This window comes from Rothia sp. P6271 (assembly GCF_048512995.1).
Lineage (GTDB): Bacteria > Actinomycetota > Actinomycetes > Actinomycetales > Micrococcaceae > Rothia.
Genome location: NZ_JBLXXV010000001.1, coordinates 328640 through 354183, shown reverse-complemented (window position 1 = coordinate 354183; position 25544 = coordinate 328640). Strand labels below are relative to the sequence as shown.

Annotated in this window: 26 protein-coding genes; 19 read left to right on the top strand and 7 right to left on the bottom strand. The window is 47.0% G+C overall.

Annotation, left to right across the window (positions count from 1 at the left end; all coding sequences use genetic code 11):
- Positions 1 to 55 precede the first annotated feature (55 nt).
- Positions 56 to 2194 (bottom strand): transglycosylase domain-containing protein, encoded by a 2139-nt coding sequence (locus ACN08X_RS01615; RefSeq protein WP_419100983.1) that lies wholly within the window; start codon positions 2192 to 2194, stop codon positions 56 to 58.
- A gap of 208 nt (positions 2195 to 2402) precedes the next feature.
- Between ACN08X_RS01615 and ACN08X_RS01610 the strand changes: the two genes are divergently transcribed.
- From ACN08X_RS01610 to ACN08X_RS01600, 3 genes are all read left to right on the top strand, one after another.
- A complete protein-coding gene (locus tag ACN08X_RS01610; protein WP_419100982.1) occupies positions 2403 to 2606 on the top strand; it encodes a hypothetical protein in 204 nt (67 codons plus the stop codon).
- Between the two features lie 81 nt (positions 2607 to 2687).
- Positions 2688 to 3176, top strand: coding sequence for a RidA family protein (locus tag ACN08X_RS01605; RefSeq protein WP_419100981.1), 489 nt, complete (start codon positions 2688 to 2690; stop codon positions 3174 to 3176).
- On the top strand, positions 3169 to 4152 hold the full coding sequence (locus ACN08X_RS01600) for an NUDIX hydrolase (protein ID WP_419100980.1): 984 nt from the start codon (positions 3169 to 3171) through the stop codon (positions 4150 to 4152). Before ACN08X_RS01605 ends, ACN08X_RS01600 begins: the two co-directional genes overlap by 8 nt.
- A gap of 111 nt (positions 4153 to 4263) precedes the next feature.
- Here the strand turns inward: ACN08X_RS01600 and ACN08X_RS01595 are convergent, their stop codons facing one another.
- Complete coding sequence (locus ACN08X_RS01595) at positions 4264 to 4941, bottom strand: Crp/Fnr family transcriptional regulator (RefSeq protein ID WP_419100979.1); 678 nt, start codon at positions 4939 to 4941, stop codon at positions 4264 to 4266.
- A 328-nt stretch (positions 4942 to 5269) separates the two neighbouring features.
- Here ACN08X_RS01595 and ACN08X_RS01590 point away from each other — a divergent pair, with 328 nt between their 5' ends.
- Complete coding sequence (locus tag ACN08X_RS01590; protein ID WP_419100978.1) at positions 5270 to 6523, top strand: MarP family serine protease; 1254 nt, start codon at positions 5270 to 5272, stop codon at positions 6521 to 6523.
- Between the two features lie 36 nt (positions 6524 to 6559).
- Here the strand turns inward: ACN08X_RS01590 and aroQ are convergent, their stop codons facing one another.
- Positions 6560 to 7015, bottom strand: coding sequence for a type II 3-dehydroquinate dehydratase (gene aroQ, locus ACN08X_RS01585; RefSeq protein ID WP_419100977.1), 456 nt, complete (start codon positions 7013 to 7015; stop codon positions 6560 to 6562).
- 137 nt (positions 7016 to 7152) lie between these two features.
- Here aroQ and nth point away from each other — a divergent pair, with 137 nt between their 5' ends.
- The 9 genes from nth (at position 7153) to ACN08X_RS01540 (ending at position 13619) form a co-directional block, all read left to right on the top strand.
- Positions 7153 to 8043, top strand: coding sequence for an endonuclease III (gene nth / locus ACN08X_RS01580; RefSeq protein ID WP_419105680.1), 891 nt, complete (start codon positions 7153 to 7155; stop codon positions 8041 to 8043).
- 325 nt (positions 8044 to 8368) lie between these two features.
- Complete coding sequence (locus ACN08X_RS01575; protein ID WP_419105679.1) at positions 8369 to 9604, top strand: CpaF family protein; 1236 nt, start codon at positions 8369 to 8371, stop codon at positions 9602 to 9604.
- Positions 9589 to 10317: a type II secretion system F family protein gene (locus ACN08X_RS01570; protein WP_419107710.1), complete on the top strand. Its 729-nt coding sequence runs from the start codon at positions 9589 to 9591 to the stop codon at positions 10315 to 10317. Before ACN08X_RS01575 ends, ACN08X_RS01570 begins: the two co-directional genes overlap by 16 nt.
- 68 nt (positions 10318 to 10385) lie before the next feature.
- On the top strand, positions 10386 to 10865 hold the full coding sequence (locus tag ACN08X_RS01565) for a type II secretion system F family protein (protein WP_419107709.1): 480 nt from the start codon (positions 10386 to 10388) through the stop codon (positions 10863 to 10865).
- Positions 10866 to 10914: 49 nt separating this feature from the next.
- The gene (locus tag ACN08X_RS01560) at positions 10915 to 11163 is read left to right on the top strand and encodes a DUF4244 domain-containing protein (protein WP_419107708.1); all 249 of its coding nucleotides are present in this window, start codon (positions 10915 to 10917) and stop codon (positions 11161 to 11163) included.
- 112 nt (positions 11164 to 11275) lie between these two features.
- Positions 11276 to 11641, top strand: a complete 366-nt coding sequence (locus ACN08X_RS01555) for a TadE/TadG family type IV pilus assembly protein (protein WP_419105678.1) — start codon at positions 11276 to 11278, stop codon at positions 11639 to 11641.
- Positions 11628 to 12053 (top strand): Rv3654c family TadE-like protein, encoded by a 426-nt coding sequence (locus ACN08X_RS01550; RefSeq protein WP_419107707.1) that lies wholly within the window; start codon positions 11628 to 11630, stop codon positions 12051 to 12053. Before ACN08X_RS01555 ends, ACN08X_RS01550 begins: the two co-directional genes overlap by 14 nt.
- 65 nt (positions 12054 to 12118) lie before the next feature.
- Complete coding sequence (locus tag ACN08X_RS01545) at positions 12119 to 12997, top strand: rhodanese-related sulfurtransferase (RefSeq protein WP_419100969.1); 879 nt, start codon at positions 12119 to 12121, stop codon at positions 12995 to 12997.
- Between the two features lie 118 nt (positions 12998 to 13115).
- Positions 13116 to 13619: a GyrI-like domain-containing protein gene (locus ACN08X_RS01540; protein ID WP_419100968.1), complete on the top strand. Its 504-nt coding sequence runs from the start codon at positions 13116 to 13118 to the stop codon at positions 13617 to 13619.
- Between the two features lie 109 nt (positions 13620 to 13728).
- Here the strand turns inward: ACN08X_RS01540 and ACN08X_RS01535 are convergent, their stop codons facing one another.
- Entirely contained in the window at positions 13729 to 13878 is a 150-nt protein-coding gene (locus tag ACN08X_RS01535; protein ID WP_419100967.1) for a hypothetical protein, read from the bottom strand.
- Positions 13879 to 14201: 323 nt separating this feature from the next.
- On the opposite strand from ACN08X_RS01535, the gene ACN08X_RS01530 reads away from it, so the two are divergent.
- The 5 genes from ACN08X_RS01530 (at position 14202) to proC (ending at position 21078) form a co-directional block, all read left to right on the top strand.
- On the top strand, positions 14202 to 15821 hold the full coding sequence (locus tag ACN08X_RS01530) for a DUF7059 domain-containing protein (RefSeq protein ID WP_419107706.1): 1620 nt from the start codon (positions 14202 to 14204) through the stop codon (positions 15819 to 15821).
- A gap of 9 nt (positions 15822 to 15830) precedes the next feature.
- Entirely contained in the window at positions 15831 to 16262 is a 432-nt protein-coding gene (locus ACN08X_RS01525) for a pyridoxamine 5'-phosphate oxidase family protein (RefSeq protein WP_419100965.1), read from the top strand.
- 131 nt (positions 16263 to 16393) lie between these two features.
- Entirely contained in the window at positions 16394 to 19225 is a 2832-nt protein-coding gene (gene topA, locus ACN08X_RS01520; protein ID WP_419107705.1) for a type I DNA topoisomerase, read from the top strand.
- A gap of 46 nt (positions 19226 to 19271) precedes the next feature.
- The gene (locus ACN08X_RS01515; RefSeq protein WP_419107704.1) at positions 19272 to 20072 is read left to right on the top strand and encodes a sugar phosphate isomerase/epimerase family protein; all 801 of its coding nucleotides are present in this window, start codon (positions 19272 to 19274) and stop codon (positions 20070 to 20072) included.
- Between the two features lie 160 nt (positions 20073 to 20232).
- Positions 20233 to 21078, top strand: a complete 846-nt coding sequence (gene proC / locus ACN08X_RS01510) for a pyrroline-5-carboxylate reductase (protein WP_419107703.1) — start codon at positions 20233 to 20235, stop codon at positions 21076 to 21078.
- 248 nt (positions 21079 to 21326) lie between these two features.
- Here the strand turns inward: proC and ACN08X_RS01505 are convergent, their stop codons facing one another.
- The 3 genes from ACN08X_RS01505 to ACN08X_RS01495 all read right to left on the bottom strand — a co-directional run bounded on the left by ACN08X_RS01505 (position 21327) and on the right by ACN08X_RS01495 (position 24242).
- Complete coding sequence (locus tag ACN08X_RS01505; RefSeq protein WP_419105672.1) at positions 21327 to 21623, bottom strand: hypothetical protein; 297 nt, start codon at positions 21621 to 21623, stop codon at positions 21327 to 21329.
- A gap of 602 nt (positions 21624 to 22225) precedes the next feature.
- Complete coding sequence (locus ACN08X_RS01500) at positions 22226 to 22894, bottom strand: potassium channel family protein (protein ID WP_419105671.1); 669 nt, start codon at positions 22892 to 22894, stop codon at positions 22226 to 22228.
- Entirely contained in the window at positions 22887 to 24242 is a 1356-nt protein-coding gene (locus ACN08X_RS01495; RefSeq protein WP_419105872.1) for a TrkH family potassium uptake protein, read from the bottom strand. Before ACN08X_RS01495 ends, ACN08X_RS01500 begins: the two co-directional genes overlap by 8 nt.
- Positions 24243 to 24605: 363 nt before the next feature.
- Here ACN08X_RS01495 and ACN08X_RS01490 point away from each other — a divergent pair, with 363 nt between their 5' ends.
- Entirely contained in the window at positions 24606 to 25517 is a 912-nt protein-coding gene (locus ACN08X_RS01490; protein WP_419107702.1) for an ArsR/SmtB family transcription factor, read from the top strand.
- The last annotated feature ends 27 nt before the right edge of the window (positions 25518 to 25544 follow it).

The following is a 25544-nucleotide window of genomic DNA, read 5'->3' as shown; positions in this document are numbered from 1 at the left end:
CAAACAGGAAACTCCTTAAACGTCCTATTGAGAAGAAGTAGAAAACATCATCATTCTACTGCTGAGTTCCTAGCATCTCATTGGGAGGAAGCGGGAACTTGTCAGTGTTATAGTTCTTAGCTTGCTCCTTCATAAAGGTCTGCCACTGAGCACCAGCATAGGTTGCACCATCAACGTAGTTTAAACGCTTGCCGTTAATCGATAGGCCATTCAGAGAACGAGAACCACTCTTCAAAGAGCCGACCCATGAGGCTGTGGAAAGACCACGAGTGTAACCAATCATCCACGTCTGTCGGGAATAGTCGGTTGTACCAGTTTTTGCTGCAGAAGCATCCGGCAAACCAATGCCACGCTGATAACCAGAGCCACTAACAAGAACTTGTTTAAGCACATAGCTCACACCGTTAGCAATCTCTTTACTAATAGCTTGATGGCATTTTTTATCGTAGGTCTTAATTTTTTTACCAGAACGATCTTCGACAGTCTTAATTGCTTGAGGAGTGCAGTAGACACCATCATTAGCAAAAGTTGCATATGCAGAAGCCATCGTCAACGGTGAAACCTGAGAAGAGCCACCAATTAATGACGCTAAGAACCGAGGGTTAAACGCTACGTCACCCCCGCTCTTGCCTACTTTAGGAGTGAGCATGTTGAGAGCTTTTGCCATGTCTTGAATACCGCAGAGATCTTCCTTAGAGGCCATGCTATACAAGAACGAGTTGATGGAGTTTTTGATACCGAACGCAACGGTGCCCCACCGTTGGAATCCTTCTTCTGCGTTAGCGAAGCTAAAACCGTTAGGAGTATCTGAATAATGGAATACACCACCGTCAAGACAAGAAGCACGCCAAGGAAAAGAATTCGGATAATTCAGAGAAGTACCGTCAATTGTTGCGTTAACGCCTTTTCCTTCTTTGAGCCATTCAGCAAGAACAACCGGCTTAAACGTTGAGCCAGGCTGGAAACCAGGAGTACCGCCATCTTGGTAATCTACGTTGTAGTTATACAGCGAGGCTGAGAAATCATCAGTCGTTCCATAATCAGAGTTCTGCGCCATAGCAACAACATTGCCGTTAGATGGCTCTACGGATACCAAAGAAGCATTAATATCATCGACGTTACTTGTCGAAGGTTGAGTCTGCTCAACGGCTGCTTTAGCGTCCTTCTGGGCGCTGACACTCATCGTTGAAACAATGGTGTAACCAGCACGATAAAGATTCTTCTGGCGGTCTTCAGGAGTTGCGCCATATGCCTCATCCTGATAAATCTTCGCGGTGACATAGTCACAGAAGAATGCTGCATCTCCTGCGGTAACGCAACCAGTCTTAGAGGTGTGAATGTCGAGATCGAGTCCGGAACTCACCGCAAGGTTAAACTGATCTTCAGTGATTTTTTTATCACGCAGCATCGTACCTAAAACAGTATTACGACGCTCTTTAGCGAGTTCAGGGTTCACATCGGGGCGGTAAATGTTTGGAGACTGCACCATTCCAGCTAAAAGTGCTGATTGCTGCAAGTTAAGATCTTTAGCTTTGATACCCCAATAGTAGTAAGATGCCGCTTCAACACCGTAGTTTGTGCCACCAAGGTTCACAATGTTCAGATAGCCGTCAAGAATTTCATCCTTAGACTTATTCTGTTCCATAGAAATAGCAAGCTTAATCTCTTTGATCTTATCGATATAGCCCTTGTTCGAACCTAAGGTGCTTGCCTCTTCTCCACGGTACTCCGCCTGCTCGATGAGAAGGTTATTGACATACTGCTGAGTGAGGGTTGAAGCGCCCTGACGGTTATTAGGGCGAATCAAGTTATTGATAAAAGCACGAGCCATGCCTAGAGGAGAAACCGCACCGTGCTCATAGAAATCACGATCTTCAACAGAAACAATCGCGTCTTTCATATACTTTGAAATCTGATCGAGGGGGACATCGCGACGACGCTGAGATTCAAAGCTGGCAAGTTTCGTCTTACCATCAGAAGCATACAGAGTTGACGCCTTAAAACGAGAACCCTCCGAGAGGTCATCAGGAAGACCTTTAAACCAAGAAATAGAAGATGTTGCAGCAATACCCATACCAACAGTAGGGGGAATGAGGATACCTGCTGCGACAAAACCAGCGATAACACTCAGTGCAATAAACTGAATAAAATCACTCGGAGTACGTTTTTTCCGAACATTCTTCGATGAAGCCATTCCCACAGTCTACAAGTAGAACCTGAAAAATAGGTGTCTAGATGGGCACATAACGGTAAAGATTTTAGGTTTGCTGGCATTATATTTCACACATTTAGGACCTCAAACCTCACCATAACACCAAGAAAAACACGGTTATTTACAGTAATTTGTGCTTCTCTGAGCATAAAACTTTTCAATTAGGCTCATAACTATTAGGCTGGGGGCTATGGATAAATGGGAATACGCTACAGTGCCCCTGATGATTCACGCCACCAAGCAGATCCTCGATAGCTGGGGACAAGACGGCTGGGAACTGGTAACAGTCCTTCCTTCAACCGCACCTGCTGGGGCTGCACCTCAGGGAAATATGGTTGCTCCAACGGTGGGCAACCCCATCGCATACTTCAAACGTAAAGTTGCGTCATCATAAAGATAGTTAACATAGACCGGATTCATAACCCTCGGGTGTGAAGCCGGTCTTTGTTCAGCTAAAAACAGAGAAAGACGCCTGATGAGCGAAAAAACTTCTATCGAATCTCGTATTGAACAGCTAGGCTACACTCTACCTAGCACACCACAGCCCGTTGCCGCCTACGTGCCAGCTGTGGTCAGCGGAAATTATGTTTACACCTCCGGACAACTACCCTTTGTCAACGGTGAACTTCTGCACCGCGGGAAACTCTCATCCCAGAACACCGGAGAGCAACACCTCACCCTAGAACAAGCCCAAGAATGTGCACGCATCGCTGCACTTAACGCTTTATCTGCTGTTCAATCTGTTCTAGGAGACCTCAACCGCATCAAACGCGTTGTTAAAGTTGTAGGTTTCGTTTCTTCCGCACCAGATTTCACCCAGCAACCCCAAGTGATCAATGGAGCTTCTGAACTACTTCACGACATTTTAGGAGAACAAGGAGTACACGCGCGCTCTGCGGTAGGCGTTGCCGTACTGCCTCTTGATGCCCCCGTGGAAGTGGAACTCATCGTAGAATATGTCTAATCAAACACTATATACAGGGGCGTTGAAAGTCGTTCGAGAACGTACTGAAGAAACCCCCACCATCTCTATCTCTACTGAGAGACTATTCAAGCTCCCCGACGAATATGCTTCAGCCGCTCAAGCTTGGTTAGAAGACCACCAACACACACCCTGTCAGCCTAAAACTGCCGCATCTGTGGTCTTTGTTCGAGACGGAAAAGAAGGTCTCGAAACAATCTTGACGCTCCGTTCAGAACATTCACCACTAGGCGATTTAGCTTTTCCTGGAGGGCTATGCATCCCCAGCGATCAAGACCCTCTCGCGTGGATTGGTCCAGATATTAAAACTTGGGCAGCAGCATTCAAACAAGAAGATCCCGTTGCTACTCAAGCTGCAGTTGTTGGTGCCCTTCGAGAATCATTTGAAGAAACAGGAATGCTCCTTGCCGGACGAGATGAGTTAAGCACCGTTGAAACGTCTTCGGAAGCTCTCGACCTGATGTCCGCACGCGAAGCGATTTCTCACTGCGACCAACGTTTTGCTGATTACCTCGCTAAAAGAGGACTGACCTTGCGCACAGACCTCTTACGTCCCATCGCACGCTGGCAATCTCCAGATTTTCGTCATAAACGCTATGACACGCATTATTTTGCTAGTGTGGCGCCCGTTGGGCAAAGCCCCAAACTTCTTTCCTCCAAAGGGCTATGGGGTGACTGGGTGAACGTACGTGAACTTCTCGAACAGCAAGAAACAACAGAACTAGGTGACGCTATTGGACATGAACGCACTCGAGGAAAAACCCTGCAACAGCTCATCGTCCCCGCGACACTATGTATCCTCGAAGACCTCGCAGCCGTAAATACTTCGGTAGCGTACCTCGCAAAAAAACGAGAAGTACTCCCTAAAAAAGCTGAGGTGGTAGAACACGACGGAGAATATTTCCTCAAATACACTCTGCCTCAAAAGCCAAAGAATCGGCAGAAATGCTCCCTATAGTCAGGTGAATTTTCAGCCGTCTAATTCAACGATAAAAATATGGGGGCGGTAGAGAAATATGTTTCTCTACCGCCCCCATAAACGTATCCTCAAAAAATATTTAGAATCTTTTTAGCGGGAACGATTACGCAAACGCTGAAGATCCAAAATCACAACAGCGCGAGCTTCAAGACGAATCCAACCGCGAGATACAAACTCTGCAAGAGCTTTGTTGACGGTTTCACGAGAAGCACCAACAAGCTGAGCCAATTCTTCTTGGGTCAGTTCGTGAGCAACGAGAATACCATCGGTTGCAGGGCGACCGAAACGGTCAGCCAAATCAAGTAGAGCCTTCGCTACGCGACCTGGAACATCAGAGAACACAAGATCAGCAAGGTTTTCATTGGTGCGGCGCAAACGACGAGCTAACGCCTGAAGAACCTGCACAGAAATCTGAGGTGACTTCTCCATAGCCTTACGTAAAGATTCGTGCTTAACTCCGGCAAGGCGGGTTTCAGAAACAGCAGTTGCACTGGTAGAACGTGGTGAAGGATCAAAGAGCGCCATCTCACCGAAAATTTCACCAGGACCCATGATGGCTACAAGGTTTTCACGACCATCAGTAGCGGTACGTCCAAGCTTAATTTTTCCGGAAATGATGAAATATAGTTGGTCGCCCTGATCACCCTCATAAAACAGAGTAGCGCCGCGGGAAAGATCAACTTCAGTGATGTCTTCAGTGAGTGCTGCAAAAGCTTGGTCGTCGAGTGAGGCAAATAAAGGTGCCCGACGTAGAACCTCGATATCCATTTTTCTCCTCAAGAATTGAGATAATTTTTTTACAAGCCACCCATTCTTAGGGTTTGCCGACTGACAAGTATAACGCTCGAACCACTCAGTGCCATAAAATGGTGTGACATAATCAATAATGAGACTACCGCAAAAACTCTCAATGTACAGCTCAAACCCACCAAGAGATTTCTTAATAGATACTAAAAGATGCTCAATAAAACGGTAAAAATAGAGTAAAGCACACCCGTTTTATGAGATATCCACTACCGTTAAAACCTCAACAACAATGAGTGAATATTTTGGGGGGAACACCTCAAAAATCACATCTGACAAGGTGCGTTATATTATGGACTTGACGATTCTAGATATTGGTCTGCTAGGACTACTGCTATTGAGCATAATCTCAGGTGCACGGCGTGGATTCATCGGCATACTCATCAACCTCATCGCAACATTTATTGCATTACTTTGTGCATTTACCTTCGGATTTGTCTGGGTACGTCAAAATCTGCCCCAACAACTACACGAATTTGGGTACCTTATCGCGCTCATACTCTTCCTCCTCGCCGGAAAACTCGTCGGCTCTATACTCATGGGCCTCCTACGAGCCCTCTTTGGACTGAGCGTTCTTCGACCCATCAACCGAATCTTCGGAGCAATAGGCAACGCCATCGTCTACCTATTCCTTCTACTTACCGTCGTCCTCATGATGCTACCGCTCGGTATTCCCAGCATCACACAGCATATAAATAACTCAAAAGTCATTACATATATGCTGGAACACACTCCCGAACCCGTCAAAGAAAGCATCTATACCTTACAAGACCGCTTTACTCGCATCTTCTACCAAACCATCGGCATAGAATACTCTGAAACAGCACAAGGCGTTACCTCGAATATGCCAGAAATTCTAGGTCAGGTCCTTCCCGAACTCGTCCCAACTTCCATTCCAACAGACATACCCACCACCGAACAACTGAGCGACACCATCCAATACGCAGGAACCTCCGTTGTAAAAATTCACGGATACGCACCTCGCTGCGGATACACCTCAGAAGGCAGTGGATTCGTCTCCTCAAACAACTACGTCTTAACTAACGCCCACGTCATACAAGGAGCAGGACAAATTCTGCTCGAAAAACGAGACGGATACAGCGTCACTGGAACTCCCGTTTACTACAATCACGAAGAAGACATCGCTGTTCTCTACGCACCAGCGCTCAATCTTACTGCAATCCCCCTAGGCGAAGACGCCGCACCCGGAACCGCTCTTGCTGTTTTAGGGTACCCAGCAGGCGGCCCCTACACGATAACTCCAGCAAGCGTGAGAGGACTCGGAAACATCCAAAATATTGAAGCCGAAACTCAAGAGCTATCTCGCATCAGGTACCTTTACCAAATCAACGCAGATATCGTCCAAGGTAACTCCGGTGGACCTCTGGTAACAGAGAACGGAGACGCCGTAGGCATGGTCTTTGCCCGTTCTGTCGCTGGAGATAAAATCGGCTACGCAATTCCAGCAACAACTATTAAAGAAGCCCTAGCGAGTATTCCCGAAACACCTCAAGCGGTACTAACAGGTACCTGCCGAGAACACTAATTAATGCTCACACGTTTAGGCCCAGAACCTAGTATCCTACGATGTGCTTTCTTCGCCCAAAAGATGTGCAAGAAAATCTAAAGCAAGAAGATACCCATAAGCACCAGCACCAGCAAAAATAGCTGTTGCCTGAAGCGATACAAAAGACTGATGACGAAATTGCTCACGGCGATGAATATTCGATAAATGAACTTCAACAATGGGAACATCAACAGCCTCAAGCGCATCATGTAAAGCTATCGAGGTATGAGTGTACGCCGCCGGATTAATAATAATCCCCGCCGCTTCAGAACGTGCCCGCTGAACCTGATCTACCAAAACGCCTTCATGATTCGTCTGTAAAAACTCAAGTGCAAAACCATATTCTTGTGCACGGTGCTGGAGTGAACTCTCAATATCTTTCAACGTGCTAGTCCCATAGACCTCCGGTTTACGATGTCCTAAGAGATTGAGATTAGGGCCGTTGAGAACAAAAATACGTTGTTGAGTCATAGCACTATTCTACGAGAGCACTCAACGAATCAGAACAACACCTCACAAACTATGCGGTGAGGTGATTTACCTCGTAAAAAGACCGAACACCACAGCTCATAAAAGGCTTCACTGAATAGAACAGGTAGGCTAGAAAGGTGAAAGAGCAGGCAGATAGCACCCCCTTAACAGAGCAAGAACAAGAACTTCTGCATATTCGTTCAGTGTCCATTCTTGAAGCAGAAAAAGCGGCACGTCGTCGCTCGCGCACCCAAGAAAGTGAGCTGGGGAAAAAGCGCCGTGTACGAAAAATTAAACGTATCCTCGACGATACTTACCCCTACGCGGTGGCAGAACTAGATTTCACCAACCCCTTCGAATTGCTTATTGCCACTGTCCTTTCAGCACAAACCACAGATGTGAGAGTCAACAGTGTAACACCCACACTTTTTGCCTCATATCCTGATGCATTAGCTTTAGCACAAGCCTCTTTGCCGGATGTGGAGAGCATCGTACAGCCTTTGGGATTTTACCGTTCAAAGGCCTCCTCTATCGTGCGGCTGGCTCAAGGATTGCTCGAACGCTACGACGGAGAAGTACCTCGCACCGTTGAAGAGCTCATTACCCTACCCGGAGTTGGCCGCAAAACGGCTTTTGTTGTTATGGGTAATGCTTTTGGTATGCCTGGGCTGACAGTAGATACACATTTTGGGCGTCTAGCACGTCGTTTTGGAATGACCGAAGCAACAGAACCTGAGCGTGTAGAAAAAGATGTTGCCGCCCTCTTCGAACCAAAAGACTGGACGATGCTTTCTCACCGTATGATTTATCACGGACGAAGAATCTGCCATTCACGTAAACCAGCTTGTGGGGTATGCCCCGTAGCAGACCTTTGCCCTAGCTACGGTGAAGGTGAAACTGATGAAATTCAAGCAACTAAACTGCTCAAATACGAGTTCGCCCCAGGCCGAGAACGTTTGCATTTAGCTTTTCTTCATGGGGCTACACGTCAAGAACTTCGGGCACAAGGCTGGAGCCTAAGCGCATAGCACCTAGCTCCGACATCCTTGCCACACACGTTTGAATACGTTGAGTGCTCATTCTTCAAAAACAACTTTGAACGGTCCTGCTATCAGCCGATAGCGGGGCCGTTCTGCGTTTGAACAAGGTGCAACACGTCAATGTGCGCACCCTAAACCGTAGAACTTTCTCACCCTAAAACTGTGGAGAACCCCGCAGACAGTTCAAAACACCTCTTTGAGGTGATTGCCCTATCCACAAATCGCTCCCATACAGTGCATTCTCACGCCAAAACTGGAACACTCAAAGTACCAACAGCCACCAAACTCCAACGGCTCAGGAAGAGAACACCGCATGAAAAGAGCATCACATTCGCATGAAACAATGCTTCTGAAAAAATTCCGTCCCCAATATGACACAACTACATCGGAAGATTTAGATACTTCACGAAAAATTACTGTCTTAGACGAAAAAACTGTGCACGAGATCTTCCATCTAGGAAAACTCGAACCATTACTTGATGAAGAAGGCTTGAGCGACATCTACGTCAACGGCCCACAAGAAGTGTGGATTGAAAAATCAGGTTCCCTTCAACACACCACCATAAGGTTTGACAACGAAGAAGAAATACGAGCTTTAGCGACCCGACTCATTGTCTCCGGAGGAGGACGGCTTGATGAAAGTAACCTCAGCACCGACATCACAAACTCGCGAGGACACCGTATTCATGCAGTACTACCACCGCTGTGCGAACGAGGGACACTCCTATCTATTCGAGTACAACCACCTCAACGGTTTTCCCTCACAGAGCTTGAAGCACAAGGGATGCTGACCTCACAGCTTACAAACGTTTTACGCTATATTCTTTCCCTCCGCGCCAATTTCTTAATCAGCGGTGGCACAGGAAGCGGAAAAACGACGCTGCTCAACGCAATGCTCTCAGAATGTCAGGACAACGAACGCCTCATCATGATTGAAGACTCAACAGAGCTGCGCCCTACACATCCACACACTATCTCTCTCCAAACCCGCCAACATAACAGCGAAAACAGGGGAGAAGTCACTCTCAGCACGCTCATCCGCCACGCTTTAAGAATGCGCCCTAGCCGACTAATCGTTGGAGAATGCCGTGGTGCAGAACTGACCGATATGCTCACCGCCATGAACACTGGACACACAGGAGCTGGAGGAACTATCCACGCAAACTCTGCTCAGGCAGTTCCTGCACGACTAATGGCAATGGGAGCCATGGGAAAAATGTATGAGAACGCCTTATGCTTGCAAGCAGATACTGCAATTGATTACATCATCCATCTGAGCCGTCGTGGGCGACAACGAATCTTGAGTAATATCTCAACCCTAGTTTTTGCACAGGGGCAACTCCGAACCTGCTCACTTTATACGGCACCTTCTGAAGGAGAGAACACCAGCGGAACATGGTCTGAAGAAGGTCATCTCTTTCTGAAAAAATATGCCAAATGGCACGACCGTATGCTTCAAACCACTGCACAAAACATCACTTCTGAGCATGACATGACGCAAACAGGTACTTTGATTGTTCAAAGGAATGCTCTATGTGGCAAAAATTGATGAGTACTTCCCCTCCTCGAAGGACGAACTATCTTTTAGAGAGCACGCAACCAAGCGTCCAAGAACAAGAATTATGGCCAGATATCACCTGGCGTATGAGCTCTCTACTACGTGCAGGACTACGCCTACCTAACATCATCAAAATAGTGCATCAACACCTGACGAAAATGTTGACGGAACATCCTCTTCACGCTCAAAAACATGGTGTATTCCTAAGGCGAGAACAACGAGCTTATTACTTTGCCTTAGAAGATGCCGCACAACTATTGCAATGTATGTACCAGAGGGCATGTGCGGGATTACCGATGGTAACGCTTCTGCAAGATTTATCTCCGGCACGTTCTTACTCTCATCAACGGTGTATAGAACTGATTTCCTGCTGGTATATCGCGGAGAAAACAGGTGCGCCTATTGCTCAGGCTATAGAACGCTTAGCGCGTTTTTATGAAAGTGAAATAGATCTTGATCAGTCACGGAGTTCAGCAATGGCTGCTCCACAAACAACAGGGATGATTCTCTCTTGGCTTCCTGCCCTCGGTATTGCCTTAGGAATGTTGATGGGTGCTAAACCTCTAGTGATTCTTACACAATCATCTGGAGGGCTTTTGATAAGCCTCATCGGTTTATGGCTGGCTTTAGCCGGACGTTTGTGGACATCTAGACTCATCGCCCAAGCACAGAAAGGTCAAAAATGTTCTTCAACAATCCACTAAGGAACAGATCCCCCACTGCTGAAAATAGCTCAAGGCCAACCTCACGATGTCAGAGAAAAAGCGTGTTGATGTGTTCTTCTCAGAAAACTCAGGAAGCTTTTACTGTGCCAGATGCTTTAATCATCGATTTATGCACCGTGATGTTAGAAGCAGGTTTGGGACTATATCGCGTACTTGAATATATTGTTCAGCTCTATGAAGAAGTTCTTCACCAAGAAGATGAGGCCCAAGAGATACGGCAGGTTATCCAGCAGCTTTATCTCGGTCATTCATGGGCTATGAGTTGGCAGAGTGTACCAGACAGAGCACCTTTTACTGTTCTTGAACAAAGTTTGGGTTTCTTATCGGAAACAGGTGCTCCAAGTGCTCAGATTCTTCAAGTGGTATCAGATAGGTTGCGTCGTCAAGCATACCGTTATGCGGAGCAACAAGCTCACCGGCTAGGTGTACGACTTGTTCTGCCACTAGGGCTATGTTCTTTACCGGCTTTTATCTGTTTAGGTGTGATTCCTTTGCTTATATCTTTAATTCCGTCCTTGGGCTTTTAACCCATTTCCCCTTTTCAACCTTTATCTATTCAAGGAGAATATTATGTTCATGTCAGAATCGAACTCTACCCACGAACAACCTCTTTCGCCCGCTGCCCATCGAAGAAACCAAAAGTTAGAGGACTCTGTAGACATCCTTCATGATGGTGAAGCAGGCGCAACGACTGCAGAATATGGAATTGTCATGTTAGCGGCAGTTGGTTTTGCTGGTTTACTTGTTGCCATTTTGAAATCTGACGAAGTGAGAGCCTTGCTCTTCGGCATTGTTAAGAATGCCCTGTCTACGGGTATGTCTTAGGCCTAAAGTGGCAGGTTCGTAGAGAAAAAAGAAGACTCTTCTACGAGCCTGTCACGGCAACCGATACAACAAAACGGTGAAAATATCATTGCAGGGAGAAGCTGAGACATCTATGAAACCCTCTCATACCGAAGAAGGTGCGGTAACCGCCGAATTTGCGGTGGCATTACCTGCCGTTATTTTTGTGCTGACGCTCGTTTTAGGTGCGTCTTCTCTTGGTCTTAGCCAAATGCAATTAGAAGACTGCGCTCGCGTTGCTCTACGGGCTGTTGTACGGGGCCAAAATCATGATGATATTATGCGGGTTGCTCATCAGAATGCTCCTCATGCAACAATTCGTCTAGAACAGCAGGGATATAACTACACGGTGCATGTGAGCCGTCCTGCCCCTGGGGTCTTAGGAGAGCTAACTGGATGGGTACTTGAGGCGGAAGCTCAAGGTACAGCAGAAAAAGCGTGGGCCAATGATGATGAATAAAAGAATTATCTGCCCACATAAGCTGACACCTGTCGTCAAAGATTTTTCAGACAGGGGTTCAGGGACGGTTCTGGCAGTGGGAATAATCTGTATTTTGCTGATGGTGTTCACGGGAGTTGCCGGTATTGCATCTGTTTATCACAGTAAATATCAGGCAATGCGTGCAGCAGATATTTCGGCTCTCGCTGCTGCAGATACGTTGCGAGGCTTACGTGCCGGTGATCCATGTGATACCGCAGAACGTGTTGGGCAGGCACATGGTGCGGTATGGGTTCGTTGCGTTATCGTTGAGCATCAGCCCGGTTCTGTCGACGTTCGGGTGCGTGTGCCAATAGGAGGAGTTTTTTCTTGGCTTCAGGAGGTAGAAGCGACAAGCCGTGCTGGTTCTCCTGAGGTGTTGAAAAACCTATAAATTGCTCGTATGTTTTGTTCGTTCAGTTACAACATCACAGCCCCGTGAGTGTCTAAAATGAAGATGTGGCTCAAGAACGAATTATTTTATATTACTGCTTCGCCCCAGTTGGTGACCCTACTGCTGTGATGCTATGGCAGCGTGCACTTTGCGAGAAACTCGGTCTGACCGGACGTATCCTTATCTCTAAGCACGGTATTAACGGTACTCTCGGTGGCGATATTAACGCTCTTAAACAATATGGGAAGACGACCCGTCAGTATCCTGGATTTGGAAAACTTGAACTTAAATGGTCTGATGGGTCTGCTTCTGACTTTCCTCGTCTATCAGTCAAAGCTCGAGACGAAATTGTTGCTTTTGGTGCACCTGATGAACTTGTTGTTGACGAGAATGGTGTTGTTGGGGGAGGTGTTCATCTCAAGCCCGAAGAAGTTAACAAGCTGGTTGAAGAGCGCGGAGACGAAGTGGTGTTCTTTGATGGACGCAACGCTTTCGAAGCTAAAATCGGTAAGTTTAAGAATGCGGTTGTTCCCGATGTGAGAACTACGCACGACTTTATTCGTGAAATTGAATCTGGTAAATACGATGACCTTAAAGATAAGCCGGTAGTTACTTACTGTACTGGTGGTATTCGTTGTGAGATTCTTTCGGCTCTCATGAAGAACCGCGGGTTTAAAGAGATTTATCAGATTGACGGCGGTATTGTCCGTTACGGTGAAAAATATGGAGACTCTGGTTTGTGGGAAGGGTCAATGTATATTTTCGATAAGCGTATGCACGTAGAATTTTCGCCAGATACTGTCACCATTGGAGAATGCGAACACTGTGGTGCTCCGTCTAACACTTTTGAAAACTTAGATGTTGAAGGACAACGTGACCTTGTTCTCTTATGCGCAGACTGTTCTGAGAAAGCTCTCGGAAAATCAGCTTTAGTAGACGCATGATGTGCAGATAGTGCACATGTTCCCCAAAAGGTGTTCAAAGCCTAAAAGTTCTTTGGCTTTGAACACCTTTTGGTTATGGTAGGTATTTTTAGGAAGAGAACTTAAGGACATGAAGAATATGGCAGATCCGTCGCTCATTGAATACGACGCCTTTTTGGTTGCTGGAATAAATGTTCCATTAACTCCTGGATACGACACTCGAGATCTTTGGCAACAACTCTATGAGCAGTTGGGGTCAGAAAAATGTCGTTCTTTAGAAAAAATGCAACGCGTTGGTGTCATCATGCCTGATGCTGAAGATCAAGGGCTGACATATACTGCTGGATATATGGTTCGTAGCATTGCTGAGGTGTCTGCTTTAGGGCTTACCGGTGTGATTGTTCCTCGTTCGATGTATGCCACCGTTCTTATCAACGGGGCAGAGCAAAATGCCATAGATGAAGGATTTGATGTTCTTGCATCACAATTCATTCCTGCTAAAGCCTTGAGTCCAACGGGTGTCCGTCTTGAAGTGTATGGGCCAGCAGATATGGATCCTTCAGACTACCGGATGTACGTGTGGTCGGGTGTGACAGGGATAAGTGCTACACCGGAAGATGTATTCGCAGAGAACGTCGTGTGAGAGTTGAGAACGGTGATAAAAGAAAGTCCCAGTAGGGAGCTATCACATATAGGTGAGTAGATCCTACTGGGACTTATTGTTTCTTGACGGCGCGTATGCCGTTCAAGATTTAGGCTTCTTCAGCCTTACGAAGATCTTCTTGCAGCTTAGCGATGATTTCTTGAATAACTTCTGGAGCGAAACCTGTGCCAGCGTCGAGCTTTGCTTGCCAGTCTGCAATAGATTTCTTGATATTTTCTATATTCTGTGCATCTGCCATACCGATAGTGTACGTTAAACCACAACTATTCTTTAGTGTCAGAATACTAATATTGAAAAAATTTTCTTAATATTTTTCTGACTAGGTATTTTATAAATAATTCTTAACTTCTTTCGTGTCTTATAAGGTATTAAAGTTATAGAACAAAGTTATTAAAAAATTAATAATAGGATCTCTCCTTGTTGGAAAATGATATGCCTGTTGCTTCACAAAGAGAATATCTTAAAAAATAAAACATTTTTGTTCTTTTCTTCACGAAAACACCTACTCACCGGTACGAAAAAACACACAAAATCTCAAGATATGCCACAATGATGAACGTGATGACCGAAAACTTTTCCCAAACGATAAACGCACCTCATAGCCATGACCTCAGCGCGATAGAAACCTTAGCGCAAAGATTAAACCAAGCACGTTACTACAACGACGCAATCACAGAACTTTTAGGGCTATCAGCAACAGAAGCCATCACGCGCGAACAAATTATTCCCGGAAAAATTCGCATTGAACAAATCCTCAGCGACCAACACGCCACCGCAGAAGAACAATCGTTAGCGTACCTTACCGGATTCTTTATGCTAGGACGCCAATGTACCGAAACAGAACTCAATCAAGCATTAGGAGAGAACTCCCTACCTCTGCTGAAAACTCTCAACCTCGTTGAAGAACCAACACCACAACAATACCGTGCACTGATCGACCTAAGACCCCACGGTGCAGACGACGGCACCGAACTATGGGTTAGCTCCGATGTAAGGGCATACCAGCGTACTGGACCCCTGCGTAAAGACCACGTTCTAGGTATCGGGCAAGCCTCTTTAACACTAGCTCAAATCACCGAACGCGCACCCATCAAACGTGCCTTAGACCTTGGTACCGGATGCGGTATTCAAACCTTCCACCTGCTCTCTCATGCAGAACACGTCACCGCCACCGACATCTCCGAAAGAGCTTTAGCCTTCACCCGCTTCAATATCTTGCTCAACGCCGAAGAACTTCACATCGATCGGCATCATCTGCAGAACAGAGTCAAACTACTTCAAGGTTCTCTCACAGAACCCGTACAAGGGCAAGAATTCGACCTCGTGGTCTCTAACCCGCCTTTTGTTATTACGCCGCGCAAAGCAGAAGAAAAACCAGAAGACCAATTCACCTATCGTGACGGTGGTCTTGCCGGAGACCAACTCATCCAAACCCTCTTAAACCAGCTGCCAACAATCCTCGCCCCGAACGGGCGAGCTCAAATGCTCGCTAACTGGGAAATTTGGGAAGACTCCAAACATTGGGACCATCGAGTGCGCCAATGGACCAACAACGAACTTGACGTATGGTGCATCCAACGAGAAACCCTCAGCCCCGAACAATACGCCGAAACTTGGCTCAAAGACGCCAGCGAACAACGAGACCCACAACATTACGAACAAGCCTACAAAGATTACGTGCTTGACTTCGCGCAACGACGAGTAACCGCCATCGGACTCGGCATGTTATGGCTTCGAAAACCAGCATCTTCCACACCAAAACAACAACCACTACAACGCTATGAAGAAATCACCTACCCCATACAACAGCCCCTTGCCCCCTTCCTGGCCGAAGCCGTAGAACTCTACGACCAGCTAAACCAGCTCACCTCAGAAGAATTCCTCAGCACCCATCTAGAAGTCGCACAAGACGTTACAGAAGAAAGACACGCCCGACCCGGAGCGGAACACCCCGGAGTGATTTTATTGCGCGAAGGAGCTGGGCTCCGTCGAACAATCCTCGAATCCACTGAACTTGCTGGCTTCGTCTCTGCCTGCGATGGCGAGCTTAGCGTCCAACAAATACTCGGTGCGCTCGCAGTACTACTAGGCTGGGAAGACAACACTCACCAAGAAGAACTTCTTCAACAAATCCGTGAACTTATCGAAAAAGGATTCCTCCGCTTTACCTCAGCAGATTAGACTGGCGACATGGCAGAACAAACGAACCCTCCGCAACTTTTGACAACTCTTGAAGAACAGACGTGTTGGGATCTCATCAACTCTCACAATATCGGTCGGCTCTCCCTACAAATGGGGCACCGTATCGATATCTTCACCGTCAAATACGTGGTGGAACACGGGCACATATTCTTTCAAACACGTGCAGAAGAGACCTTTTCCTCTATTGTGGTCAGCAGGCAAGTAGCCTTTGAAGTCGGTGAAGTACATCAAGATATTGTGAAATCAGTCATCATCCACGGAACCGCACAATGGTACCCTTACGATATTGACCTCACTGCCGAACATAAGGCTCAATCTTCCCTCGCAGACCCACGTATTATGAACTGGGTGGAGGTCATCCCCGAAGAGATTTCTGGACGACAAATGAGCATCGTGCCGCTTGATGCAATGAACAGATAACTACTTCAAAAACTTTTGAAAAGGTGCTGACTCGTGAACAATGTCAGATAATCTGCGCTATTGTTATGCTGAGTCATCATTGACATCGAACATCATCTCAAGAACTTACGACACACAGGTCAAGGAGCAAAGTGCCAACCAAGGCTCAAAATACAGCAGAACATGGTAAATCCCTGCTCATTGTAGAATCACCCTCTAAGGTGAAGACCATTAGCGGTTACTTGGGAAGCGCCTATGAGGTGGAATCCTCCATGGGGCATATCCGAGACCTCCCTCAACCATCTGAACTTCCTGAAAAACTCAAAAAAACTTCAGTGGGTAAGTTTGCTGTAGACCTCGAAGACCACTTTGAACCGTACTACGTTATCAACGCCGATAAAAAGAAAAAAGTTGCTGAGCTCAAAAACAAGCTTCGAGACTCTGACGCTCTCTATCTCGCAACCGACGGTGACCGCGAAGGAGAAGCTATCGCATGGCACCTACTACAAGTTCTTAAACCCACTGTTCCTGTCTACCGTCTCACCTTCCCTGAAATTACAAAAGAAGCCGTCAACCGCGCATTTGACGAAATTCGTGACATCGACAATAACCTTGTAGACGCTCAAGAAACACGACGAGTACTCGACCGCCTCTACGGTTACGAAATTTCACCAGTGCTCTGGCGCAAAGTCTCACCAGGGCTATCCGCTGGACGTGTTCAATCCGTAGCAACTCGACTTGTGGTCGAACGCGAGCGCGAACGTATGGCGTTCTGTTCTGCTAACTACTGGGACCTAAGCGGAACGTTCCATACCTCAGCTGAAGAAACATTCTCCGCAAAACTGGTTTCAGTCGACGGCGCCCGCGTTGCCACCGGTAAAGACTTCAACGACGACGGCTCATTAAAACCTGCGGTAGCGACGAAAGTGGCACACCTTGATGAGCAGAAAGCCCGTTCTCTTGCCGAGCAACTTGACGGCTCCGCTTTTAGCGTTCGAAGTTTAGAGACTAAACCGTACACGCGTCGTCCTGCTGCACCTTTTACCACCTCAACCTTGCAACAAGAAGCAGCCCGTAAACTGCGTTTTTCTTCTCGCTCGACGATGCAGGTAGCTCAGCGTCTTTACGAAAACGGCTATATCACCTACATGCGTACCGACTCTGTTGCTCTTTCAACACAGGCTATTTCTGCTGCTCGTGCTCAAGCGACAGAACTCTATGGCTCTGAGTATGTTCCTTCAAAGCCTCGCGTGTACGCCTCTAAATCAAAGAATGCGCAGGAAGCTCACGAAGCGATTCGTCCTGCCGGTGATTCTTTCCGCACACCGTCAGAAGTTCAAGGTTCACTAAGCCAAGATGAGTTCCGCTTATATGAGCTCATCTGGAAGCGTACAGTGGCTTCTCAAATGGCTGACGCTAAGGGCTCTACTGCTTCAGTTCGTATTTCTGCTACTTCTCGTGACGGACATAAAGTAGAGTTCGGTGCCTCCGGTACAGTCATTACGTTCCGTGGTTTCTTAGCCGCCTATGAAGAAGGGCAAGACGCTTCACGCAACGCTGAAGATACTGCCTCAGCTAAAGAAGATAAGCGCCTACCTCAATTGGCTGAAGGAGATGCGCTAACAGCTCAAGATGTTACAGCTCTTAGCCACGATACTTCTGCTCCTCCTCGTTATACGGAAGCTTCTCTCGTCAAGGCTATGGACGAGCTAGGTATCGGACGTCCTTCAACCTATGCTGCTGTTATCTCAACAATTATTGACCGAGGTTATGTGGAGAACCGTAGTGGTTCTTTGGTTCCTTCGTGGACAGCTTTTAGCGTGGTGCGTCTGCTAGAAGAACATTTCAGTAAATATGTGGACTATGAGTTCACCGCTCAGATGGAAGAAGACCTCGACGGTATTTCTCGTGGTGAGCAACAGCGCGCTACATGGCTTGAACAGTTCTATTTTGGTGGTGGCGATAAACGCGGGTTGAAACCTATTGTCGATAACCTTGGTGATATCGACGCCCGTGCCATTAACTCTATTGAAGTTTCTGATGGCGTTAACGTTCGCGTGGGACGTTATGGGCCGTATCTCGAGACTGAGCCAACCGTTAACGAAGAAACCGGTGAACTTTCAGATCCTATTCGTGCAAATATTCCGAGAGATCTTGCTCCAGATGAGCTTACGGCTGAAAAAGTTAAAGAGCTTCTCGAACAGGGTAAATCTGATGGACGTGAACTGGGCGTAGATCCCGAGACGGGGCGTACCATCGTTGCTCGTGACGGTCGTTTTGGCCCGTACGTTACCGAGTTGATTCCTCAGATGTCTGAGGAAGAAATTCAGGCGTGGATGGATGCTCAGCCGGTGGAATATTATAAGAATGGTCGCCCGAAGCCTAAGAAGAAACCAAAACCAGAGAAGCCTCGTACAGCCTCTTTGTTCTCTTCAATGTCTTTGGCAACAGTGACTTTAGAGCAGGCTTTGCAGCTGATGAGTCTTCCTCGCCTGCTTGGGCAGGATGCTGAGGGCGAAGATATCACGGTGCAGAACGGTCGTTTTGGCCCGTATCTGAAGAAGGGGAGCGACTCTCGTTCTATTGGCTCTGAGGAAGAAATTTTTACGATTACTCTTGAGCAGGCTTTAGAGATTTATTCGCAACCTAAACAGCGTGGTCGTGCGGCGGCGAAGCCTCCTTTGGCGGAACTTGGTGTTGACCCTGTTTCTGAAAAGAAAATTGTGATTAAAGATGGTCGTTTTGGTCCTTATATCACTGACGGGGTAACAAACATTACTGTTCCTCGTGGGGACACGATTGAGTCCATCACTCATGAGCGCGCGGTTGAGCTATTAGCTCAAAAACGTGCCAAGGGGCCCGTTCAGCGTAAGCGTTCTACGACAAAAAAGACTGCTACGAAGAAGAGCACCACCAAGAAAACTACAGCGAAGAAAAGCACCACAAAGAAAGCTAGTACGACGAAGAAAACTTCTGAGGCCTAGCCAAGGAGCATCTTTGTAAGCCCCCTGACGCAAAGGACCACCTACGATGGCAGAGAACAGAGCCCCTCATATAGGTATCGCATTGTCTACGTCCTGCCTTTTCCCGCTGGGGGTGCCTGAAACGTTTTCTACTGCCGCAGATTTGGGGTATGACAGCATTGAGGTGATGGTGACCGGAAATGCTATCTCTCAAGAGCCAGATGATCTTCGTGATCTTATTCAGAAATATCAGATTCCGATATCGGCCATTCATGCTCCCACCTTGTTATTGACTCAACAAGTGTGGGGGCGTGCATGGAACAAAATGCAGATGGCCGCAAAAATGACGAAAGCCGTTGGAGCTGATGTCATCGTTGCCCACCCTCCATTTCGGTGGCAGCGTCTGTATGCTAAAAATTTTGTTCACGGTGTTCGTGAAATATCTGAGCAAGAGAGCGTGAAAATCGCTGTAGAAAATATGTATCCGTGGAGCGCTGGTGGTGCATCTGTGCAGATGTATTCCCCAGGGTGGGACCCAACAGAGTTTGATTATCAGTGGATGACATGGGATTTTTCGCATGCTGCAGCTGCTGGGGTTGATTCTTTAGAGTACGTCAAGAAAATTGGAAACCGTCTAGGCCACGTGCATTTGACCGATGGTAGTGGCACAAAAGTTCTTGATGAACACCTACGCCCTGGATATGGCACTCAACCGGTAGCGCAAACTCTCGAGTATTTAGCTCAACAGCAGTGGAACGGCGTGGTTTGTGCTGAGGTCTCGACGCGTGGCGCTCGCGGAGCTGTTGAACGCGATGAATGGTTGTATGAGACCCTGCAATTTGCTCGTCGCCATTTGGGTCAGATGTGAACATCTGAGCTCTGCAAATAGCCATTGGGTGCGTGTCTTATGGTGAAATATCGGTGTGAGTGCGCTGTTCTTATGTTCTTGCTCGGCTAAGCTGTGTGGTAGTTACGTCAAGATGATATGACGTGAGCGTTTTTTCTGACACTAGCTCAAGGAGTACATGATGAGTGCAATAGTCACTTTTTGCGGAACAGGGTCGATGAATGGTGCTATAGCTTCTGGATTGATTGCCGGTGGCTATGATTCTTCATCGGTACGAGTAACCGTATATTCTCAGGACAGTGCCCAGCGTCTTTCGTCAGCATGGGGAGTAGAGGGTTCTGAGGGGATTAGAGTTTTTTCGGTGGCTGAAGATCCTCAGGCTAATCTTCGGGCTGTTACTGGTGCGCAGGTGGTCATTCTTGGTGTGAAGCCTTATGCGATATTAGATATGGCGCGTGAGATTGCTCCTGCTTTAGAGCCTGATACTTTGGTGATTTCGGTGGCGGCAGGTGTATCTTTGGATGCGCTATCTGCTGTGTTGCCTGTGGGTCAGCCGGTGATTCGTTGTATGCCGAACACCCCTTCTCAGGTAGGTTGTGGGGTGCTTGCGGTCTCTTGTGGTGCTTCTGTCTCTGAACCGCAACGTGAGCTGACGTTGAAAATTTTAGGTTCGGTAGGGAAAGTTTTTGAGGTTGCTGAGCATCAGATGGACGCGGTGACGGCTGTATCTGGTTCTGGCCCCGCGTATTTTTTCTTGTTAGCTGAGATGATGATGAAAGCTGGGGTGCAACTCGGTCTTGACGCTGAGCTGGCTGAACAGCTAGCGGTGCAGACTGCTCGTGGTGCTGGTGAGCTTCTGGGTGCGCACGGGGATCCTGTGGCTTTACGCCGTGCGGTAACGAGCCCCGGCGGTACGACGGAGCAGGCTATTGAGAGTTTTTGTCAGAATGGGCTGGAAGAAATGACTGAGCAGGCGATGCGTGCTTGTGCTCAAAAATCGGCTCAGATGACTCGTGATTATTCGTAGAAGCGTAAAACAACGTTGTGCGGTCAAAGAAAACGCGTATTACCGGTTGATAACAAGTTGTTTTGAGGGCGTTGTGAATCTTTTCTGTCTTAAGAAGAACGTTTACACGTTAGTAGAATAGTTAGATGAAGCTAAGTTTGCGCTAACAAGAATACCAACATGAGTGCTTTGACCTTTTGACGAGTCGATGATTTGCAACAGTTATAGGAATAATATTTGGGTGTCGAGAGGGCTTTTTGAACCAGCCTTTATAGATTCCCTTGCGTTGCAAGGAATAATAGCGAGATGACTGCGGTCGATGAGCTGGCTATGAATACACTCAAAACTATATTGGTTGTTGTTTTCTTGTCCCATTGGGCAACTAGATAGCACAGGCCTAGACCTGTGCCCATCATGAGTCCGGAGATGACTGCAATGATGGGTAGGCCTGTTTTAACGGATGATATCAAAAGGAATAGTCCGTTGAAGGAAAGAATGATGGATAGGCTCAATATTCTGACGCGTTGTGTATCGAAACGGCAGATAGCGTTGTATAGGTTCCTCATGATGACCTCTAAATCGTGGATTGTCTGAACGTAATATCTATCAGTGCCACGTACCGCCGATAGCGAGAATTATTCCAGTTACGACTTCGCTAACGGGAGGGAGGGGTAAAGCACCTAGTTACAGCGTACTAGATATTTGCAATACCTCTTTCTTTTGTGCTTTTTCTGTAATCGTTCATGACGAAAGATATCTTGAACAGGTTGCTTCACTTTATTCTGATGATGGCGTTGGTGTCGTTGCACTGGATATCAGAAAATGTGGTGAGTTGAAAAACTTAACAGAAAAACGCCGGCTGTAGGGAATCAGCCGGCGTTTTCCAGAACACCAATATCTTAGAGATATTAGTATTATCAGCACGCTCACTTAGCTGGTGGTTTAGGGGGGACCACCTTGTTGCTAAATGCGCAAGCTGTTTTGAACGGGTTCGCAATCCGTCCAGTAATCACTCGCACCTTTAGAGGTGACACTATCATAAGCATGTTTCCTTAAATATGCCAACCTCAACCCGCAAAAATGTGACGATTACCAAATAAAATGTCTTCTAGCTGTAGATTATTTAAATAAAACTCCTAGTAAAAGCCCATAAATGCCTATTTTTCGGTTACGGACGAGCCGCAAAACGCTCAATAAGATCTACCTGCCCCGACACAATTAAAAGGTCTCTAGAGGTAACTTTTGTCTCCGGCGTTGCATACGTGAAATCTTCTCCAGGGGACTTCACACCCACAATCGTGACACCGTATTTTCCGCGTACATCAGATTCTGCCAAGGTAAACCCTTGAGTCTCCTTCGGTGGATACATTTTCACAATCGCGAAGTCATCATCAAATTCGATGTAATCCAAAAGACGACCCGAGACAAGATGTGCAGCCCGTCGACCAGCATCAGCCTCAGGGAACACCACGTTATGCGCCCCGATACGAGAAAGAATCTTGCCGTGCGCTGGGGTAATGGCCTTAGCCCAAATACGTTCAATTCCTAAATCAACAAGATTAGCGGTAATCAACACCGATGCTTCAACAGAAGTGCCCACCCCAACAACAGCTGACGTAAAGTCGCCAGCGCCAAGCTGTCGGAGGGCATCAATATCTGTGGCGTCAGCTTCAACGACGTGAGTGAGCAGACCCGCCCATTTTTGAACTTTGACAGCATCTTTTTCGACCGCCAAAACTTCTTTATTCTGACGTCTTAGCTGGGCAGCGGTAGAGGCACCAAAACGCCCTAGCCCAATTACTAATACGGGTGCATTATGAATGGTGCGTTTAGCCAATGATCGGTCTTTCTTCTGGGTACTTATAGAGTCGACGGCGAGAGCGCAAAGCTAAGCCGGTTGCCACAGTAATAATACCTATGCGCCCAATGAACATCAGTACAGACAGAACATAGATGCCAGCCGGAGGGAGTCTCGCTGATAGCCCCACCGATAACCCGCAGGTTGCATAAGCAGAAATTACTTCAAAAATTACCATATCGAGAGGCTCCTCCGTGAGAAACACGATAATAGAGGTGCCTAAGAAAACAATGATGAAGCTCATCATAATCACAGAAATCGCGATACGAAGTACTGAATCCGGAATGGTGCGGTTGAATGCAATCACAAATTGGTCGCCGCGCGCTTCTGCAAGAACTGCCAGAATTACCACGGTAATTGTTGTAATTTTGATGCCACCAGCGGTAGAAGCGGGGCCCCCACCGATAAACATCAATGCATCACTAATGAGCAATGTAATAGGGTTCGTATCGCTCATCTCTACGAGGTTAAACCCTCCAGAACGTGTCATGACTGAAGCAAATATGGCGTTAATAATTTTTCCGCCCAGAGACATCTCACCGATGGTCTTATCATTAGACCATTCGAAGAAACCCCACAATAAAGCGCCAATAAAAAATAATGCGACGGTTCCGATGATGGTCAACTTGGTGGTGAGGTTCCATCGGCTAAAGGCGAGAGGATTCTGTTGCATAATCAAAATAACGGGGAAGCCTAGAGAGCCAATAAAAACTCCCACACAAATGGGAATAAGAATCCATAAATCGTGAGAATACGGGACAAGACCTTGAGAGTGTGCGGTAAAACCGGCATTGTTGAACGCTGAGACAGAATAAAAAATGCTATGCCAGATACTGTTCTTAACTGATTCTCCCAACAAGATAAAACGCGGTAAAAGAATGAGCGCGATAGTTGCCTCAATAAAAATTGAGGTCACGGCTACGGTGCGTAATACGGAGCCGAGTTCTCCGAGCTTTCCGATATTCATTGCTTCTTGGGCGATGAGTTTAGAACGTAAGCCCAGTTTTTTACCGACTGCCATAGCTAGCAGAGAGGTCATTGTTAATGTTCCTAGACCACCAATTTGGAACGCCAGAAGAATCATTAACTGACCAAAAAATGACCATTGATCAGCGGTTGATACTGTGGTGAGTCCCGTCACGGTCACCGCAGACGTTGCGGTAAAAATTGCGTGGTGAATGGCTACACTATGACCGTCTTGAGAAGAGATAGGCAACGCGAGCATTGCGCTAAAAAATACAATAACCAATGCGAAGGCAAGAATCGCTACGCGCGAAGGAGAGGTACCAATGAGGGCGTCGACAAGGTCACGTAGACGAATGAGCATTGCCGATAAAGTGTGTGTACCCTCGGTCTCTTTAGGGTGTGCAGATGTTGATTCTCGCAACGCTGCTCTCTTTCTTCGGATGAAGGGACTATATGTAGCTTAGTCGTAATGTTTTCACTCAGCCGGATTATCCTTGTGATATAGGCTAAGAACCTGCAAAACAATAGATGCTTTTCTTTCTGAGTTTGAGAACCTCGAGGGGTAAAAACACGAGTGGAAATCTGCTAATAACACTGGTCAAAGCCTATATTTATAGGGTGGAATACATGGTTTTAAGCTCAAAATATGCTGAATCCTGCTGAGAATTCTCACTCTCTTAGTGTCGATACATTCGCCCACAGGTATATATGTCATGATGTATGTATGATTGATGACGTTTTTGCTGTAATCGCAGACCCTACCCGTCGTCAGATCCTACGAGTTCTTGCCGCAGGCAAACGCCCAGTTGGGGATCTGGTAGATGAGTTAGGCGTAAGTCAGCCTACGGTCTCTAAGCACCTCAAAGTCCTAAGAAATGCTGGACTCGTTGATACCCAAGCTGTGGGGCAGAAACGTTTTTACTCGCTCACACCGGAGCCACTTGAAAATGTTTTGGAATGGATTAGAAGCCTCAACCAATGCCACACCCAAACACTGAACATTCTGACCCCTTGGAATAAAACAACAGACAAAGAGCAAACCGATGAGGTCTCAAACACTGTTGAACCAGCGCAAACAGCTACAAATAATAGTGAGCATACAGATCAACAATCTGACCCCGAACCAGTAGCCTCAGCTGATGAAAAGACTCCCTTTGAGAAAACAGAACAAGATTTAGCGTCCTCTGACGTATCACACGAACAGCAAACACCTGATGAAGAGTGCACACCTGATATTTTTGAATTCGGTGAACCTGGAGACCCCCGACAACGGGTACGCACATCAGAATCTCATAGCGCTATTAGTTTTACTCCGTTAATGCCCTTTGTTCCGCGTCCACTAGACCCTCCACCTGAGGATCTTGACGAACCAGAGAAGAACGAAGAACAACCCACCTCCACGGAGTATGCATCTTCTAACACCTTAGAAGAAACCACCGAAGAACATCCTCCAGCTTGGAAACAACAAGAATCAGAACACCTCACAGAATCTGAAACAGAAGATTCTCAGGTGCAGGTTCTTCCAGCGCTCCCCACCGCCGCTGAGATTTCTTCAGAAACGCAGAATAACTCCGCACAGGACTCGCGCGGATTATTCGCAACCTTGACCCGTTGGGGTCGTCGCCGTCCTCACTAGAATCACTATTGAAAGAATACGTAGAAG